General features: G+C 49.8%; 19 protein-coding genes and 1 riboswitch. Of the genes, 2 read left to right on the forward strand and 17 right to left on the reverse strand.

Annotated elements, in window-relative coordinates; translation table 11 throughout:
* Window positions 1-203 precede the first annotated feature (203 nt).
* The 7 genes from veg to PXY01_RS16405 all read right to left on the reverse strand — a co-directional run bounded on the left by veg (window position 204) and on the right by PXY01_RS16405 (window position 7,135).
* Complete coding sequence (veg, locus tag PXY01_RS16375) at window positions 204-476, reverse strand: biofilm formation stimulator Veg (protein ID WP_127571217.1); 273 nt, start codon at window positions 474-476, stop codon at window positions 204-206.
* 143 nt (window positions 477-619) lie between these two features.
* A complete protein-coding gene (yabG, locus tag PXY01_RS16380) occupies window positions 620-1,528 on the reverse strand; it encodes a sporulation peptidase YabG (RefSeq protein ID WP_127571219.1) in 909 nt (302 codons plus the stop codon).
* Between the two features lie 74 nt (window positions 1,529-1,602).
* Window positions 1,603-2,502, reverse strand: coding sequence for a 16S rRNA (adenine(1518)-N(6)/adenine(1519)-N(6))-dimethyltransferase RsmA (rsmA, locus tag PXY01_RS16385; RefSeq protein ID WP_127571220.1), 900 nt, complete (start codon window positions 2,500-2,502; stop codon window positions 1,603-1,605).
* 5 nt (window positions 2,503-2,507) lie between these two features.
* Window positions 2,508-3,074 carry a ribonuclease M5 gene (gene rnmV, locus PXY01_RS16390; protein ID WP_127571222.1) on the reverse strand — a complete coding sequence of 189 codons (567 nt, stop codon included), beginning with the start codon at window positions 3,072-3,074 and terminating at the stop codon, window positions 2,508-2,510.
* 141 nt (window positions 3,075-3,215) lie between these two features.
* Entirely contained in the window at window positions 3,216-4,364 is a 1,149-nt protein-coding gene (locus PXY01_RS16395; protein WP_127571224.1) for a resuscitation-promoting factor, read from the reverse strand.
* Between the two features lie 240 nt (window positions 4,365-4,604).
* Window positions 4,605-4,812: riboswitch (cyclic di-AMP (ydaO/yuaA leader) on the reverse strand.
* A 177-nt stretch (window positions 4,813-4,989) separates the two neighbouring features.
* Window positions 4,990-5,778 carry a TatD family hydrolase gene (locus tag PXY01_RS16400; protein WP_127571226.1) on the reverse strand — a complete coding sequence of 263 codons (789 nt, stop codon included), beginning with the start codon at window positions 5,776-5,778 and terminating at the stop codon, window positions 4,990-4,992.
* 52 nt (window positions 5,779-5,830) lie between these two features.
* Window positions 5,831-7,135, reverse strand: coding sequence for an HD domain-containing protein (locus PXY01_RS16405; RefSeq protein WP_127571228.1), 1,305 nt, complete (start codon window positions 7,133-7,135; stop codon window positions 5,831-5,833).
* A 290-nt stretch (window positions 7,136-7,425) separates the two neighbouring features.
* On the opposite strand from PXY01_RS16405, the gene PXY01_RS16410 reads away from it, so the two are divergent.
* Window positions 7,426-7,680, forward strand: a complete 255-nt coding sequence (locus PXY01_RS16410) for an AbrB/MazE/SpoVT family DNA-binding domain-containing protein (protein ID WP_127533100.1) — start codon at window positions 7,426-7,428, stop codon at window positions 7,678-7,680.
* 140 nt (window positions 7,681-7,820) lie between these two features.
* On the opposite strand, the gene rsmI is transcribed toward PXY01_RS16410, so the two are convergent.
* The 10 genes from rsmI to PXY01_RS16460 all read right to left on the reverse strand — a co-directional run bounded on the left by rsmI (window position 7,821) and on the right by PXY01_RS16460 (window position 15,496).
* Entirely contained in the window at window positions 7,821-8,786 is a 966-nt protein-coding gene (gene rsmI / locus PXY01_RS16415; RefSeq protein ID WP_127571252.1) for a 16S rRNA (cytidine(1402)-2'-O)-methyltransferase, read from the reverse strand.
* Entirely contained in the window at window positions 8,786-9,523 is a 738-nt protein-coding gene (locus tag PXY01_RS16420) for a tRNA1(Val) (adenine(37)-N6)-methyltransferase (protein ID WP_444980862.1), read from the reverse strand. The genes rsmI and PXY01_RS16420 overlap by 1 nt, the downstream gene beginning before the upstream one ends.
* 195 nt (window positions 9,524-9,718) lie before the next feature.
* Window positions 9,719-10,132 (reverse strand): initiation-control protein YabA, encoded by a 414-nt coding sequence (locus tag PXY01_RS16425; protein WP_127571232.1) that lies wholly within the window; start codon window positions 10,130-10,132, stop codon window positions 9,719-9,721.
* Window positions 10,133-10,166: 34 nt separating this feature from the next.
* Window positions 10,167-10,970, reverse strand: coding sequence for a PSP1 domain-containing protein (locus tag PXY01_RS16430; protein WP_127571234.1), 804 nt, complete (start codon window positions 10,968-10,970; stop codon window positions 10,167-10,169).
* A 4-nt stretch (window positions 10,971-10,974) separates the two neighbouring features.
* Window positions 10,975-11,952 (reverse strand): DNA polymerase III subunit delta', encoded by a 978-nt coding sequence (gene holB / locus PXY01_RS16435; protein WP_127571236.1) that lies wholly within the window; start codon window positions 11,950-11,952, stop codon window positions 10,975-10,977.
* Between the two features lie 18 nt (window positions 11,953-11,970).
* Complete coding sequence (locus PXY01_RS16440) at window positions 11,971-12,411, reverse strand: YaaR family protein (RefSeq protein WP_127571238.1); 441 nt, start codon at window positions 12,409-12,411, stop codon at window positions 11,971-11,973.
* A 70-nt stretch (window positions 12,412-12,481) separates the two neighbouring features.
* A complete protein-coding gene (darA, locus tag PXY01_RS16445; RefSeq protein ID WP_127533106.1) occupies window positions 12,482-12,811 on the reverse strand; it encodes a cyclic di-AMP receptor DarA in 330 nt (109 codons plus the stop codon).
* Window positions 12,812-12,864: 53 nt separating this feature from the next.
* A complete protein-coding gene (gene tmk / locus PXY01_RS16450; RefSeq protein ID WP_127571254.1) occupies window positions 12,865-13,518 on the reverse strand; it encodes a dTMP kinase in 654 nt (217 codons plus the stop codon).
* 72 nt (window positions 13,519-13,590) lie between these two features.
* Entirely contained in the window at window positions 13,591-15,237 is a 1,647-nt protein-coding gene (locus tag PXY01_RS16455) for an aminotransferase class I/II-fold pyridoxal phosphate-dependent enzyme (RefSeq protein WP_246027976.1), read from the reverse strand.
* Window positions 15,238-15,301: 64 nt separating this feature from the next.
* Window positions 15,302-15,496 (reverse strand): sigma factor G inhibitor Gin, encoded by a 195-nt coding sequence (locus PXY01_RS16460; RefSeq protein ID WP_127571239.1) that lies wholly within the window; start codon window positions 15,494-15,496, stop codon window positions 15,302-15,304.
* Between the two features lie 220 nt (window positions 15,497-15,716).
* Between PXY01_RS16460 and PXY01_RS16465 the strand changes: the two genes are divergently transcribed.
* On the forward strand, window positions 15,717-16,247 hold the full coding sequence (locus PXY01_RS16465) for a hypothetical protein (RefSeq protein WP_127571241.1): 531 nt from the start codon (window positions 15,717-15,719) through the stop codon (window positions 16,245-16,247).
* The last annotated feature ends 154 nt before the right edge of the window (window positions 16,248-16,401 follow it).

Here is a 16,401-nt window from a genome sequence, read left to right on the forward strand (position 1 = left end):
GCGGGTCCCGGAGGGACGAAAGCGGGATGGGCGCTCCTCCTTACCTAGAGAAGGCTTGGGGGAGTCCAGAGGGCGTGAGCCCTTTGGGGCCCTCCCTGGCAGGGAGGGTTTGGGTGGGTCGATCCGTCGGTGGGTCGACCCTTAAAAAAAGAGCGCACCCCCCGCAAGGGATACGCTCTAACATGAGCGCCGATACTTCGGCATTAATGTATATAAGTTATCCGGATCTGACCTTCCTCATTGCACACATGTACTTCGACCGACTCTGTCAGAATATCGGCATAACTGTATGACACACGTTTAAACGCGTTTTCTTCCTGATCCAGCTTGACAATGAAAACAGATGGGTAGATTTCTTCCAATACACCGGTACGTTCGACGGTTTTACGTCGGCCTCCATTGGCGCGGAGGCGAATTTTCGAGCCGACATGGGCTTCTAAGCTGCGTTTAATTTCTGACAGCGCATTTTTTGCCATGGTCCACTACCACCTCTTTCCTCGTCCATTATAACGGTTTGAAGAGGTGAAGTCAAACGAGCTAACTATTATATCAATCGGTCAATCTCTATGTCAATAGTTCTTTTGGGTAGTTTTTAGATTAGAATCGTCCGATGTATAGATTATATAACGGTGCTCACAGCTGCTGGTGTCTTAACCCACTTTGGCTTCGGAAGGCCTTTGCGAAGGCGGCCGATCGTCTCGATGCCCCCAATACCTTCAATGCCGCTGATTGTCCCTTGAATAACGTCCGGCAGATCGATTGTCTCCCGGATCGGCGTAGCACTCGCCTTAATCGCGATATAAACTGGATCAAGTGCATGGATCAAAATGCGCCCAGGCGAGCTAGCGAAATTCGATCCCGCCTGCAGCAGCGCCTCATAATGAGACTGGCATGCACCAGCTATGACAACAAGCGAATCGCGATTTTTCTCGTAATCACGTGCCACTCGCACAGCGTTGACAAAATTTTGCGAGTTTTTATAGCTGCTAATGCTCCCTAAATCCTCTGGTCTTCTATTTTTGAGCACGCCGTCATGCCCTGTTATGACGACGATGTCCGGCTTCAGCTCCGGCAGCAGCCGGTACAGCAGCTCTGGCATTTGAGCTTCATGCACATGAACGCCATGCGCCGGTACTCTCATTTGAGAGTACAGCTGCATGCTCTTGCGCAAATAGTTGCTGTCTCCGTCCAGATGAAGCACCTTGCCCGGCATTTCGTAGAACAGATGGTTCGCGTTCGACTGCGTTTGACCGGTCTGCGACGCCAGACGGAGCCGATCCTCCTCCCCGATAGGAGGTCTCTTCTCCTTCATACGACGCATCGTTTCCTTGACCTTAATCCGAACCTGCTGTGATGCATGCGTGGAATCAGGATCGTTCACGACTGCCAGGTCAAGAAGCGGCGAATCCGCAAGCAGCCGATAATCCGTGCCTTTCAGGACAGCTAGTTGGTTATCTCGTAATGATTCAATGCGGAACAGCACGTCACCGCCGTATGATTTGCGGACGACCAAGTCCCCTTGCTTCATGGGCAGATCACCTCTTCGTCTATCCTATGGGTAAAAGCCGAAGAAGGTGACTGCCGATTTTCACACTTCCACCGTTAAGATAGACCGAGTCCCGCTTCATGAAGCGTCCGGCTGAGTACCGCAAATTCATCCAACGACAGTGTTTCGCCCCGGCGTCCTGGATCAATTCCGCACTTCTCCAGCAGCAGCGTAAGCTGTTCTCTGCAATCTTTCCCAAGCCAAGAGGACAGATTGTTCATCAGCGTCTTCCGCCGCTGTGCGAACGAGGCCTGTACCACACGGAAAAAATGGGCTTCATCCGGCGTCTCAACGGCCGGCTTGTCCCGCAGCGTCAGCTTAATTACTGCGGAATCTACGTTTGGCTGCGGAATGAACACCGTATGCGGCACCGTACAGACAATGCTTGGTATACAGTAGTACTGTACGGCTACACTTAGGCTGCCGTAATCCTTCCCGCCAGGCTTCGCTGCCATACGGTCCGCAACCTCCTTCTGAATCATGACAACGATATGCTCGAGAGGCAGGCGCTCCTCCAACAGCTTCATCAGAATAGGAGTCGTTACATAGTACGGCAGGTTTGCCACTACACTCACGCCTGACAGCCCCGCGAACCTTTCTTCGAACAACTCGCTAAGATCAAGCTTCAGCACGTCCGCATTCACAACCTCGACATTCGACTCACCAGCAAGCGTATCACGCAGAATCGGAATAAGCCGACTATCAATCTCGACTGCTGTCACTCGGTCCGCCGCACTCGCCAGATGCTGAGTCAGTGCACCAATGCCCGGACCAATCTCCAATGCGCCCTTCGTCTTGTCGAGCTCGGCTGCCGATACAATTTTGTGCAAAATGTTTTGATCGATCAGGAAGTTCTGACCGAGGCTCTTCTTAAACTCAAAGCCATACTTCTTGACGATATCCCGTGTACGCGAAGGCGTCGCCACCTCAGCTTGTCTACCCGTATTTCCGTTCATCTTCTCTAGCCACGCTCCTCTTCCAGCTGCCGTTCCATTAAACGCCAGGCTTCAATAAACTCGGTCTTCGTAATCCGGAAGCTTGCGCACCGCTTGAAGAACGTCTTGCCATTGGCATACCCGATGCCAAGCAGCTTGCCAATGATTTCGCGCCGCTTAGACGCCTCCGGATGAACAATGAGTCCCGCTTCGATGAGATCGTCCCACGTCACCTCGACCGAACCACCCTCACCGGCCAGCTGCTCTGTCCGCACGTTATCCAGCGCTTTGCGGATCGCTTCAGGCGACGCATTTTCCACACCGATATCGCCCTTGTACATCGCTTCCTCCTGTGGGAGGAACGCATGCTTACATCCCGGTACGCGCTGCGCCACAATACGCCGAATCCGCTCTCCGGCATGATCAGGATCGGTAAAAATAATTACGCCGCGCCGCTGCATGGCAAGCTCAACACGCCGAAGCACATCCTCGCCAACAGCAGAACCATTCGTTTCAATCGTATCGGCCTCCACCGCACGCTTAATTGCAGCCGTATCATCCTTGCCTTCCACTACAATGATTTCTTTAATCACGTTCCGCCATTCCTTTCGTTAACGCCTGCCGCTGAAACGCCCGTTTGGACACAAGCAAAAAGAAGAGGCATCGCCTCTTCTTATCATGGCATATTTAACATCGAAATACGATACATATGTGATACGCAGCCTTTCTTCGGTTTAGCTCGAAGACGGTTTGTTCGGTCCAATCACGTAAACCGTATATCCTTTCTTCGATCCGAACTTCTCTGCGTAATCCTCGCTGTCGTAGTAAATATCGATTTTCTTGCCCTTAACCGCACTGCCCTTGTCTTCGGCACGACGGAAGCCAATCCCTTCGATATATACCCACCATCCGAGCGGAATCACATCCGGGTCAACAGCGATCGTCCGTCCTTCCTTCACTTTCGTTCCAGAGGCCGTAATGCCGTATTGCGGATGGTTCTCACTCTTACCTGTCGACTTCACGCCTGCAGTATAAGCTGTCAGAGTGACGTTCTTCAATACTTTCTTCGATTGGAACGTAACGCCCTTGACCGAGATCGTCTGTGAGCCGGATGTCTTCGCAGACAATGTCGTCACCTTCGACTCCGTCTTCTTCGTCCCGACTGCAACAACCTTATTAACAGCTGCCTTCTTCACCGACTTCTCGACGAGCGTCGTGGAGACCAGCTTGCCATCCTCGTATACGTTCTCAAACTGACTAACAACCACACCGTTGACGCCAGATTTCACCAGCTTCTCCTCCCCTTTCTCAAGGGTCGGATCATCTTGCTTCACTACTGTGAAAGGAACCTTGTGCTCGGTTTGCGTCAGCTTACGCTCGACGCGTACGACTTTAACCGCCATATTCGGTCTTATTGCCGCATCTAGGCTCGGGTATACTTTATCGTATCCGCCGATTGGAATATTTAATTCCTCGATCGCCGCTTGCACCGTTCTCTCGGTCGTGTACACTGTCCGAGTCTTGCCGTCAGCTGTTACGGTTACGGGCGAAGCAAGGTCGATAACGACCCGATCCCCATCTTTAATGGCTGCATTCAAAGGCATCGATACCTCGTCATGCTCACCAACCGTAATAGCTTGTTCATCCAGTAGGCGTTGCAGGACCCATTGCTTCGTCTTTACGACGCTCTCTTGTCCATTCACTACTACGGAGACGCTTTTCTCAGCCGTTCCGTACAACAACACCAATAACATGAAAGTCATAGCGATTGAGATAATTGCACTCAAAATAATTAACCGCAAGTTTTCATGCTTCCATCGCAATGCGAAAGACATGCTGGATGATCGTTTACCATGGGTGTCTTCTTTCTGAATTACGCCCACTTCTTCGGTCCTCCTTCATAGCCCCGCCGTCGAGTGTCTCGCATGATACAGTTGACGCGACTATAGTATATTGGCGCGACGAGTCACGCATCCAGTCCCTTCTCACTCACCTCCATGATTAACCCTATGTCGACGTTTTACGCTTTATTCAAAAAGAAAAGAAGCCATCGACAGAGGATCATCTGCTTCGTGGCTTCCCGGGTTGGTCACAGCTAGACATGGAAATGTGGGATTCGAAGGTTGATCTCTCTAATCGCTTACGAGGTTAGCTGTCGGATTCGGGCAAGAGAGCTGCCCTATTCGCCTGCTCCGGAATGCCCGGATGCATGTCGCGAAATTCACCCCAATCAATCATGCTATGTGCTTCTCACTGCCCTAGATCAGCAAGCTCGAAGCTTTCGCATCTGGGTCCCCCGTTCTCCGTAAGGAGATTAAGCGTGTTACTGGAAATCCAATACATTGTGTAAGTTCTGAAATGAATCATACCCCGTGTTCGATGCCCTTGTAAAGAAGGGATTAAAGACGATTTTAGCGATATTTTAGGAAATTGCAGCAAAAGAGAAGCGATTTAACCGAGGAAATCTAATTTTATCGTACGATAGATACGTTTTTCTTCGGTTTACGGCTACTTTCGCTCCAGTCGGAAACAATTTTTGGCATTTACGGACGTTAAATATCCGATTTCTTCTAATGTTTTTCCTTTTATTGCCGCAATCTCTTCAGCCACTCGAACGACGAAAGCGGACTCATTTCTCTTCCCCCTATAGGGGTGAGGAGCCAAATATGGGGAGTCCGTTTCGATGAGCAGACGGTCGTCCGGCACCTTCGCCAGCACCTCTTTTGGCACTCTCGCATTCGTAAAAGTAACCGGCCCTCCGAACGAAATATAAAAGTTCATATCGAGACAAGCTTTAGCCGTCTCCCAGCTGCCAGAGAAGCAGTGCATGACTCCACCGACCTCAGCGGCATTCTCTTCCTTCAGTATCCGTACAACATCCTCATGGGCATCCCGGTTATGGATGACGATCGGTTTTCCCACCTTACGCGCCAGACGAATCTGCTCGCGAAATACCCGGTGCTGAACCTCCTTAGGTGACGTATCCCAATGATAATCTAGACCGATCTCACCAATGGCAACAACCTTCGGATGCGCCATGAGCGACTCGATCCATTCCAGATCACCCTGCTGCATATGAATGCTCTCTACTGGATGCCAGCCTACCGCCGCATAAAAAAAATCGTAACGCTCAACAAGCTCCATCGTCGTCGGAATCGTCTCCCGATCGAAGCCGATATTAATCATCAGCTCCACACCGGCTTCACGAGCGCGAGCGATTGCTTCCTCCCGATCACTGTCGAATTTATGATGATCCATATGCGTATGCGTGTCGATTAATGAAAGCTTGCCGCTCATATTTATTTTCCCCTTCCTATATATACCGAAATAATAATTTTGTTGGATATAACTAATAGCCGAATATCGCCCGAATAGGAGCGTCAAGCCGATGCGCAACCGGACGAAGCAGATCGTCAGGAAAATACCACCGATGCTTGTCCTGATGAAGTCCAGTCAATGATCTGATAATATCCGACCGGGCCGAAATCTCTGACAATTCGCCTGCAGAGTCGAGCAGCAGAATCGGAGGCTTCTCGGTACTTTCCTTGCCGGATTCAAAGCTGGTATCCGGACGATACACATCGTAAGGAAGGTCGGACGGAAAGTCAACCTCAAGGTGATAATCCGGATGCAGCCCCGCTTTCTTCAACTGCTGCTTCGCCTCCTCAAACAATGCTTCATTATGATCATTCACAATTACGTCCTTATACAATCGCCGATGCAAAAACCTTCGGCTCAAATCGGACAACCATTCATCCCGCTCATCGGACCAGGCCATGAAGACGGTCTGCGCAAGCGCCTCATCAAGCCGAAAATAATCATCTGTCGTTAATTCTCCGCGAAATAATCGAAGCAGCGGCTTCGGCAGCCAATCAAACGTATATCCGCTGTGGTAGAGCTCCTTCGCTCTACGCAATATTTGGCGCAAAATAATTTCCGAGCTTCGCGTAACAGGATGAAAGTAGACCTGCCAATACATTTGATAACGCGACATGAGATAGTCTTCTACTGCATGCATCCCGCTCTCCTTCACAACAATCCGCCCTTTATGCGGACGAAGCACCCGAAGAATCCGCTCGAGATCGAATGTCCCATAATGAACGCCAGTAAAGTACGCATCACGAAGCAAATAATCCATCCGGTCGGCATCCATTTGACTTGATACGAGGTTCACCACGATCGGTTTGTCGTATTTCTTCTTAATAATGGCGGCCACCCGCTCAGGAAAATGCTCGTCTACTTCTCGAAGCGCTTGATTCACTTCAGTGTCACCCGTAATAATTCGACACGTCCAATCCTCATGATCCGTGTCGAATATTTCTTCTATAGAATGGGAGAACGGACCATGACCAAGATCGTGCAGCAGCGCTGCACACAGCGCAGGCAGTCTCTCTTCCCTTGGCCAGTCCGGATATTCATTGCGTTCGAACTGGGACACAATTCTGCGCGTAATCTCGTAAACGCCGAGCGAATGAGAGAATCGGCTATGCTCGGCACCATGGAATGTCAAATAAGAGGTCCCCAGCTGTCGAATGCGCCTCAGCCGTTGAAACTCTTTGGTATTGATTAAGTTCCAAATTAACTGATCCTGAACATAAACGGATTTATGTACAGGGTCCTTAAATACTTTCTCTTCAGCCAGCAACCTCTCCATGTGACAAATTACCCCCCTAACAGTAATTTTGTTCAAAGTTTCGACACAGCTTAATGTTTTTTGTCGAAAAGTGTCGTAGAATCATTTCCAAACGTTATCGTATTGTTGTACAATAATACTATGCAATATCACCTTTATACTACAGGATTAACAGAAATATTTGGCGATTTACAGCATTATTTCCGGGTTGACTATTCTGGGTATTCTTGGTATTATATTAAACATAAAAAGTAAAACCATGTCGAATAGTGACGATTAGACAAAAGACTCGTGAGAGGGGAAAAGTTATTATGATGAAATCTACCGGTATCGTTCGTAAAGTTGATGAGTTGGGTCGCGTTGTAATTCCAATCGAGCTTCGCCGTACGCTGGGCATTGGCGAGAAGGATGCGCTAGAAATTTACGTGGACGGAGAGCGCATCATGCTGAAGAAATATGAGCCAGCATGCATCTTCTGTGGCAATGCAGAGAACGTAGCATACTTTAAAGGAAAAATTGTTTGCAATGTTTGCCTTTCGGAGCTGCCTACCCCTGTGACAAAATAAACAAAATAGGTTATAATGTACTTATCCACATGTTAATTCTAACCTTTTTCATACTCCTTATGCCTTCCAGCGCTAGAACCCGGCCTGGAAGGTCTTTTTTTGTGGACAAATCGTGGATAATCAGTGGATAACGCAATGCGCTATCCACTTTCATTTTTTCGCATAACCGTATTATATACGTCCCGCTTCTGCATAGAGCGATCGGCTGCTGTTCGTTTGATTGCTTCCTTTCGGTTCAGGTCTTCTTTCTCCTCATAATGATTCACATGCTCCTCCAACGTTAACGAAGCCCACCATACTTCCCCAACAGCAGAATATCTCATTGATAAAGCTTCCGCCCCTGCCTCGTCCGACTCTGCATTCTTGGAAGCTGCACTTACTCCATTCGTCATCCCACTTCGGCCTTCCACTACGATAACATATTCGCCTAGCGGCGGATGCTGCTCAAGCCACTCCATACACTCGGTAATGGTCCCCCTCACCGCTTCCTCATGCCGTTTGGTCAGCTCCCGCACCATGGCGATGCTTCGATTGCCCAACACTTCGAGCATAGCGGCAAGTGTCTTCGACACTCGATGCGGCGATTCATAGAGCATAGTCGTTCCTGGTTCATAAGCGAAGCTGTTCAGCCACTCATTCAGCGCCTTCTTCTGCCGCGGCGGAAACCCCATAAATAGAAACCGCTCAGTCGGTAGTCCTGACATTATAAGCGCACTTAACGCAGCATTGGCTCCTGGAACCGGAACGACCGGAATGCCGTGCTCTGCAGCGTCGCGGACAAGATCAGCACCTGGATCTGATATGGCTGGCAATCCCGCATCGCTGACGAGGGCAATAGATGCCCCTTCCTCCAGCAGACGAATCAGCTCTGGTCCGCTCGCTTTCTTGTTGTGCTCGTGATAGCTGATCAACCGTGTCGAAATTTCAAAATGGGTTAGCAGCTTTCGCGTCTGACGCGTATCTTCCGCTGCGATGATATCGACCTCGCGAAGTGTACGGATGGCACGGAACGTCATATCCTCCAAATTACCGATCGGTGTTCCAACGAGATAAAGCGTACCAGACGTACGCTCCGTTCCAGTCGCAAAGCTCCGTTGTATGTGCATCATTCCCTCTCCTCCCTTGCTTCACCGGCTGCCGAAGAGCCCCCACTACCGTAATAGATCTGCTTAAGCTCCTCCGTATACTCTCTCTCCTTCGTGTACACGATAAGCGGCGGCAATATCTTTACAGAAGGCTTTCCATCACGAATCGCTTCAATTAGTAGCATGTTCGCCTCAGCCTCCTCATACGGATGAACGAATCGAATCCGCTTCGGTTCAAGCCGCCAGCGGCGAAACGCCTCCAATATATCAATCAGTCTGTTCGGTCGGTGTACCATCGATACTTTACCGCCAGTTCGCACGAGTCTGGAGCATGCTTCGACAACATTGTCGAGCGTACAGTGAATTTCGTGTCTAGCAATCGCATAATGCTCGTTCTCATTCTTGTCGCCAGTAGATGCCGGCATGTATGGAGGGTTAACGGTAACCGCATCGTAAATTCCGTTGCCCGCCTCCTTCGGATAAGTGCGCAGGTCCGCTTCAATAACTCGAATTTGGCCGTCCAGCTTATTAAGCGATACACTTCTACGCGCCATGTCGGCCAGCCGCGGCTGTAATTCAACCGCATCTATTGCGGCGTTCGTCCGAGTCGTCAGCAGCAGCGGAATGACACCGTTACCTGTACATAGATCGACAATCCTTCCCCTCGGCGGTACAGATGCGAACCGCGCGAGCAGCACCGCGTCCATGGAGAAGCTGAACACTTCACGGCTCTGAATGATTTTCAACTCCTTCGTCATTAGATCATCCAGCCGCTCGCCTGGAATAAGCTCAAGGTCCAGCTTCGATGTCGCACCATCATGCTGTACGTGATTGCTCTCATTGTGCACCGTATTTGCAGCCTCCATCCCAATATTCGTTCAAACAAAAACAAAGACCCTTACGGGTCTTGTTCAGATGCTGCGCCGAAAGCACAGCAGTTCCTGTCGAAGGAGTTATTTATTCAAGAATGACAGACAGAATAAACAGTCGCCTTCCGTCCTCAAATGTCCGTAATAGACATTACATATATGAAACCCTTCGTGATACAACCGAGCGAGATTATCATGCCCGCCTCCAATAACCGGAACCGGTTCATTCTCCGACGGTACAGTCTGAGCCGATTCCAGTCTTACCACAGCATCCTCCTGCTCTGGCAACTCATCAGCGGCCGCAGGCTCCTGCATCGTATCCATAAACACCGAGCCTTGCCGCAGCAGCTTTCTGAGCTGATGATTCTCCATGCTAAGTCGCTTGTTCTCCTCCAGCAGCCTCTTCATATGCTGCTTTAACAACCCAAGCTCCGCATGCACCGAGCCTACACGGCCCTCCAGCTCGTCCATTTGTACAAATAGATCTTGGTTATCCAATACAGTTCCCACCTCAAAATCGTGATGGAACGGGTTATTTCACAACGACATCGTCCATTGGAAGCTCTTTAGGCTTGCCTCCGACGTCGAGCAGCTGCACATAGATGGTCTTGCTCCCCGCATTAATTCCGGTTACTCTACCTTCACCAAGCGATGTAATAACCAACTTACCGACCGACGGAATTTCCTCGCGGACACTCTCGTAGTTATCATGCTCATACTTCAGACAACACATCAGCCTACCGCACAATCCCGAAATCTTGGTCGGATTAAGCGACAAGTTCTGGTCCTTCGCCATCTTAATCGATACGGGCTCGAAATCGCCTAACCAAGACGAGCAGCACAGCACGCGTCCGCATGGTCCGATACCACCGAGCATCTTCGCCTCATCCCGTACTCCGATCTGCCTAAGCTCAATGCGGGTGCGGAATACACCGGCCAAATCCTTCACCAGTTCACGGAAGTCGACTCGGCCTTCAGCAGTGAAATAAAAAATGATTTTGTTGCGGTCAAACGTATATTCAACATCGACGAGCTTCATCTTAAGCTGATGATTGCGGATCTTCTCTAAGCACGTCGTAAAAGCTTGGCTGGCCGACCGTTTATTCTCTTCCACTACTTTCGCGTCGGCTTCATTGGCGATTCGTATTACTTTCTTAAGCGGGAGGACAACATCCGATTCACCGACTTGCTTCTGCCCCACCACGACTTTCCCGTATTCGATACCGCGAGCCGTCTCGACGATCGCATATTGATCCTTCGCTACGGGCAGGTCGACGGGATCAAAGTAATAGATCTTGCCCGCTTTCTTGAAGCGAACACCGACGACATTATACAAGGCATTAGCCCTCCTGTAGTTTCACCATTAATTGCTCTAGTGCAAGCTGAGTCGGTACGTGTGCGCGTATCCGCTTGCCGCACTCCAGCACATGCTCCATGCAGTTAACCCAACCGTCCGGGGTACGGGCGTATGCATGCTTACCAATCCAATCCGACTGATCTATAAAAACGATTTCTTCAGGCCTGCCGGCCTGGTAATGAATCATATCTTTAAACCACAATAACAACATAGCGAGCAGAAGCTGCGGATCCTGGCCGGCTTCGGCCTTAACGACCTGCTGCTGGACCGTCACGATCGCTGCGGTGAATCGGCTTAAGCTCTCCTTGCCTAATTGTATCACTACGTTTCTTGTTTCTGCAAACCCATTCTGCTGGATAAGCTCCCTGCAGGCATCTGTTCCGGAGGCAAGCCGGGCTGCTGTTCTGGCGATAATACAAGGGAATCCCTCTGCCTCCAGCGCCGACGTCAGCTCTTGCGGCGATAACGGTATGAACGGTATAAACTGAACCCTGGAGCGTATAGTTGGAAGAATCGCCTGACCGTTATCCGTTAGTAGAATCGCTACAATATCTGACTGTGGCTCTTCGAGAAATTTAAGCAGGCTGTTTGCCGCCTGAGGCGTCATTGTCTCCGCTTTCTCGACGATATAAACCTTGCGCTGCTCGCCCGCATTGCGATACGACAATTCGCGCTGCAGCTGTTGAATTTGTCCCAGCTTGATCGATTGTCCATCGGGCTCAAGCTGATGCAGATCCGGCTGATTGCCATGCTCAAACTTTCGGCATTCAATGCATTCTCCGCAAGCATCCTCTCCGCCCGCTGTACAGAACAGCGCCTTGGCGAATGCAAGAGCAAGCGCCTTCCGGCCTGTTCCGCGCGGACCACTGAACAGATAGGCATGCGACACTTTGCCGGTCCTAAGACCGTAACGAAGCATCGACTTCGCTTTCGATTGACCGGGCACTTGTTCCATGCTCATGATGCGCAAATTCCTTTCTTAGAAAAACAAATTAATGAGAAGGCCTCGGATTTCGCCAATTTTACTAAGCAGCTCAAGCCGACCTTGTTCGCTCTGCAGCAGCTCCTCTGCCATCTCAATTAGCTTCCCGTCGATTTCATCGAGTAGCTTGTATCTTTTCATACGTCCTCGTCGATCAAAGCTGCGCTGCTCCTTCAAGCCGACCCCGCGTCTTACTGTATCTTCCAGAAACTTGCGCACCATCTGCTGATACAGCTTCAGCTCCCGTACCGTCATGGACCGGGCAAGTCGCTCGCCTTGATTATAAATATCCTGTAACTTGCGCTGCAGCTGCTCGGTTGTACGCTCCTGCTCGTTCTGCTGCATTACATCCGCGAAGCTTTTTGTTGTAATCGGCTTACTCACTTGATCCGTACGTGACCGCTGCTCAAGCGGACGCCATCCCGACTCAACCCTCATTATTGCCACGCCCTATCTATCGATATCGCTAGAATCATTCCTGTATTTGCTTGGCTGTGTAAATCCCTCATCAATAATGCTCGAATCTTTCGACCGGAACGACAAACACCGCCGCTCCGCCAACTTGTACCTCGACAGGGAATGGAATATAAGAATCGGCGGAACCACTCATTGGCGACATTGGCGTTACAAGCTGGTCTCTTACCTTGCAGTTGGACCGAATCGCATGCAGCACCTCATGAACCCGTTCGTCCTCAATGCCGATCATGAATGTTGTGTTGCCCGCACGAAGGAATCCTCCCGTACTGGCCAGTTTAGTCGCCCGGAACCCTTCCCGAACGAGCGCATTGGACAAACGATTACTATCCTTGTCTTGCACGATTGCGATGACTAACTTCATCCTCAATCCCTCCCATGACCATAAAAAGCGTCGCATATTATCGATTTAAGATACTATTTTGACACCGATTGGTTAAATTCCTGCCCATGCTTTTTAATGACCGCTAAACAGCTTGCCAGCACATCCTCCGGATTACGCTCTGCGTCGATGACTTCGATTCGGTCTGAGAACCGTTTCGCCAGCAGTATAAAGCCTTCACGTACCTTCTCGTGAAAAGACGCTTTCTCCAGATCGAGACGGTTAATCTCGCGCCCGCTCGCCTCCTGAATTCGGCGAAGACCGATTTCCGGCCTTACATCCAAATAGAGCGTCAACTGCGGCATCAATCCATTAATCGCGAATTCATTGATGGCCAGCACCTCGTCGATTCCAATTCCTCTTGCATGCCCTTGATAGGCAAGGCTGCTGTCTATGAATCGATCACACAGTACCACATGCCCCTGCTCAAGCGCGGGCATTACCTTCTCTACAAGGTGCTGTCTGCGTGCTGCTGCGTATAGCAACGCCTCCGTACGTCCATCCATTGCCGTATTGCTCCGGTCCAAAATAACCTCTCGTATCTGCTCAGCAATCGGAATGCCTCCAGGCTCACGGGTTGTCGAAACTTGATAGCCCAGCTCTGTCAATTGCGAAGCCAACCCTTTAATTAGCGTCGTTTTGCCTGCTCCTTCGCCGCCTTCTATTGATATGAATAAACCTGTATTCAAGCTTAACGCCTCAATTCTTCTAGTATCCGTTTCTGCTTCCATCATAACAAAGCTTATCCAGAGAGTCATCGGTCATGCTCTAATTATTCGAATCGTATGCAGCTTCGCATCGGCCGCTCCTTGCACCTTAGCTCCAAACGCCGATAACCGTCTTAGCCTCGATATAGTCCCGGATGTGATCATTTCCCCTGCATAGATAAGTGGTATACCGGGTGGATAAGGAATGACAGTTTCTGCGCTTTGACAGCCGGCAGCTTCTTGAAGCGGAACGGTCTGAATCGAATCTGGGCTTATTCGATGTAGTGAGAATGGCACAGGCTCTGATACGGCGTCAATCTCGGAATCTTCCGCCTCCTCATGTAGGTTCCCATTCTCAGTCCTCGCTGCGGTACCGTTGCACTTAATCGCGTCCTCGATTGCCTCCAACGCTGCGAATAGCCGCGAAATATCCTCATCATGAACATGAGGTCCAACGATTAGAAGCACGCGCCGCTCATCAGCCATTTCCGCCCAGCATCCGCACTGCTCGAGCATTCTCTGAAGCTCATAGCCGCTTACCAATCCGAGACGGTCCCGGATGACGAGGCGAAGCGGATCATGCCTTACTGCAATGCCGCTGACATTATTAATCGCTGGGCTTCGTTCTACCTCACCCTGTTGCCAAAGTATCGAATCTGCCGCTGTTTCCGACTCACTGTATAGATTGCTGCAAACCGTTAATCGCCCTGTCTTAGTCCGCAAATAATCACGAATTTTTTCTGCCGCCAATAATCCTGATTCAAACAATTGACCGCCAGCTGACTCCACCATTGCCCGGGCAATATCGAGCGATGCCATAATCGGATAAGACGGACTGGAACTTTGTATCATCGTTAACATTTCGCGAAGACGTTCGAGATCAATCCGGTCGCTTCGTACGTGAAGCATCGCGCCCATCGTCATAGCGGGAAGCGTCTTATGCGTGGACTGCACGACCACATCGGCCCCCTGTGACAAAGCCGAGGGCGGAAAAGCACGGTGCAGCCCATAGTGCGCACCATGCGCTTCATCGACCAAGAGCGGAATTCCGTGCCGATGCGCCAGCTCAGCATATGGACCGAGCGGAACAGCATATCCGTAATAATTCGGTGTACTAAGCAGTATGGCTTTAGCTTCCGGATACATCGCCAGCGCCTTTTCTATATCATCCAACTTCGGAACGATAGCCGTTCCATCCGACGTCTCGTATGCGGGCTGTACGAATACCGCTGTAGCTCCCGCAAGACGAAGACCATTCACAATTGATTTATGTACATTCCGTTGAACGATAATTATATCTCCCGGCTCACATACAGCCAATACCATCGCAATATTGCCAGCCGTACTTCCCCCTACTAACAGCATCGTCTCATCGGCAGAATACAAGGCCGCCGCTAAGCGCTGTGATTCAGCTATAACCCCTTCCGGAGCATGCAGATCATCGGTCGTCGAAAGCTCTGTTACATCAATCGCCAGCAAATGCCCAAAGCGCCCCAATGCCTCTTGCTCAACTCTTCCATTATAATTCCGTCCATATTGTGTCCATGCTGCGCCATTTCGGTGACCTGGCACATGGAATGATACAGGATGCCTATTCGCATGCTCTGCTAATCGTTGAAATAGCGGAGCATGAAATCGATCCCCCTTGTTCATTACAATCACCCTCATACCAGACTCGTCAAGCTCTGCTCTGGTACTCATTGTAACACCGCTCCTTGCCAATCTAAAAATAAAAAAGCCTCTCCAGCCAAAAGGAAAGGCACGATTAAGCGTTTCGTTGAACCCAAATTTGCTTCATCTGATGGATGTAATAGGGATATTTCTCATCTAGAACGTCTGTGGCTACAATATCAGTCTCGCAGTCTTCGCATATAAATTCCGTCACGATTCGAATCCCTTCGTCTGCATGCTTCTTCTCACCACAAATAATGCATTTACATAGATTTTGCGCTTCCTCCATGCTATGCCTCCTGTCTGGGGGAATAACGGCTTATCTACTATTATGGCGCAAAATCTACTACTTTAGTCAGCCTCTTCACGTTATTCACCTTTTTTATTCATATTATGTAGGCAGCTGCACATTGGTGAATTATTTCAATAAGGATGTTATAAGGCCCGTATTCAGGAATAGGGGCGTAATTCCGATATATGAGTTGAGAACTACAGAAGGGAAACACGTTATGCGACAAACCTTACAAGAGCAAAAAAACGCAACCGTATACCAATATCGGCTGATCCGTAAAATATCGATTCATCCCAAACTGCTGCTCAGCTACAAAACCATTCCCTTTATATTTATTGCTGCTGGAATCATCATGTATGGATGGGCAGGGGTGTTATATGGATTAATTGGTCTCCCAATAAGCACCCTTCTTCGATTTTTATTAAATCGTCTGACGCTGCTTCGAGTAGACAACTATCAGCGCCAGCGCTGGGGATGGAGCATTAATATTCCGTTCATGGGCTATGCACCTCTCATCGAGGTTCCTCTCGGTCTCTATCGCAGAACGGAGCTCGTTATGTTTTGGATCGGGCTTTGCGTTATCGGTGTACTGCTTCCTTGGATTGGACAAGCCGGTCTCTTCGGGCTCGCGACATGGCACCTATGGCTCGCTCTTCCCGCTCTTTCTATTATTACTGCACTCCGCAAACAGAATTCCGACGGCGTCGTCAAGCTCGAAACCGAGTGCGTCCAGTACTATCACCGATGAACAATACAAACATATACCTGTCTGCACAATAAAGCTGCCTTCCGCGTATATCCGCTTATTGATATACACGAGAGGCAGCTTCTCTATATCTAGTCCCAATCCAACAACAAAAGCCACCGTCATCAGACAGTGGCTTCTCTGTGCTTGGCATCGT

This window comes from Paenibacillus xylaniclasticus (assembly GCF_004001065.1).
GTDB lineage: Bacteria > Bacillota > Bacilli > Paenibacillales > Paenibacillaceae > Paenibacillus_T > Paenibacillus_T xylaniclasticus.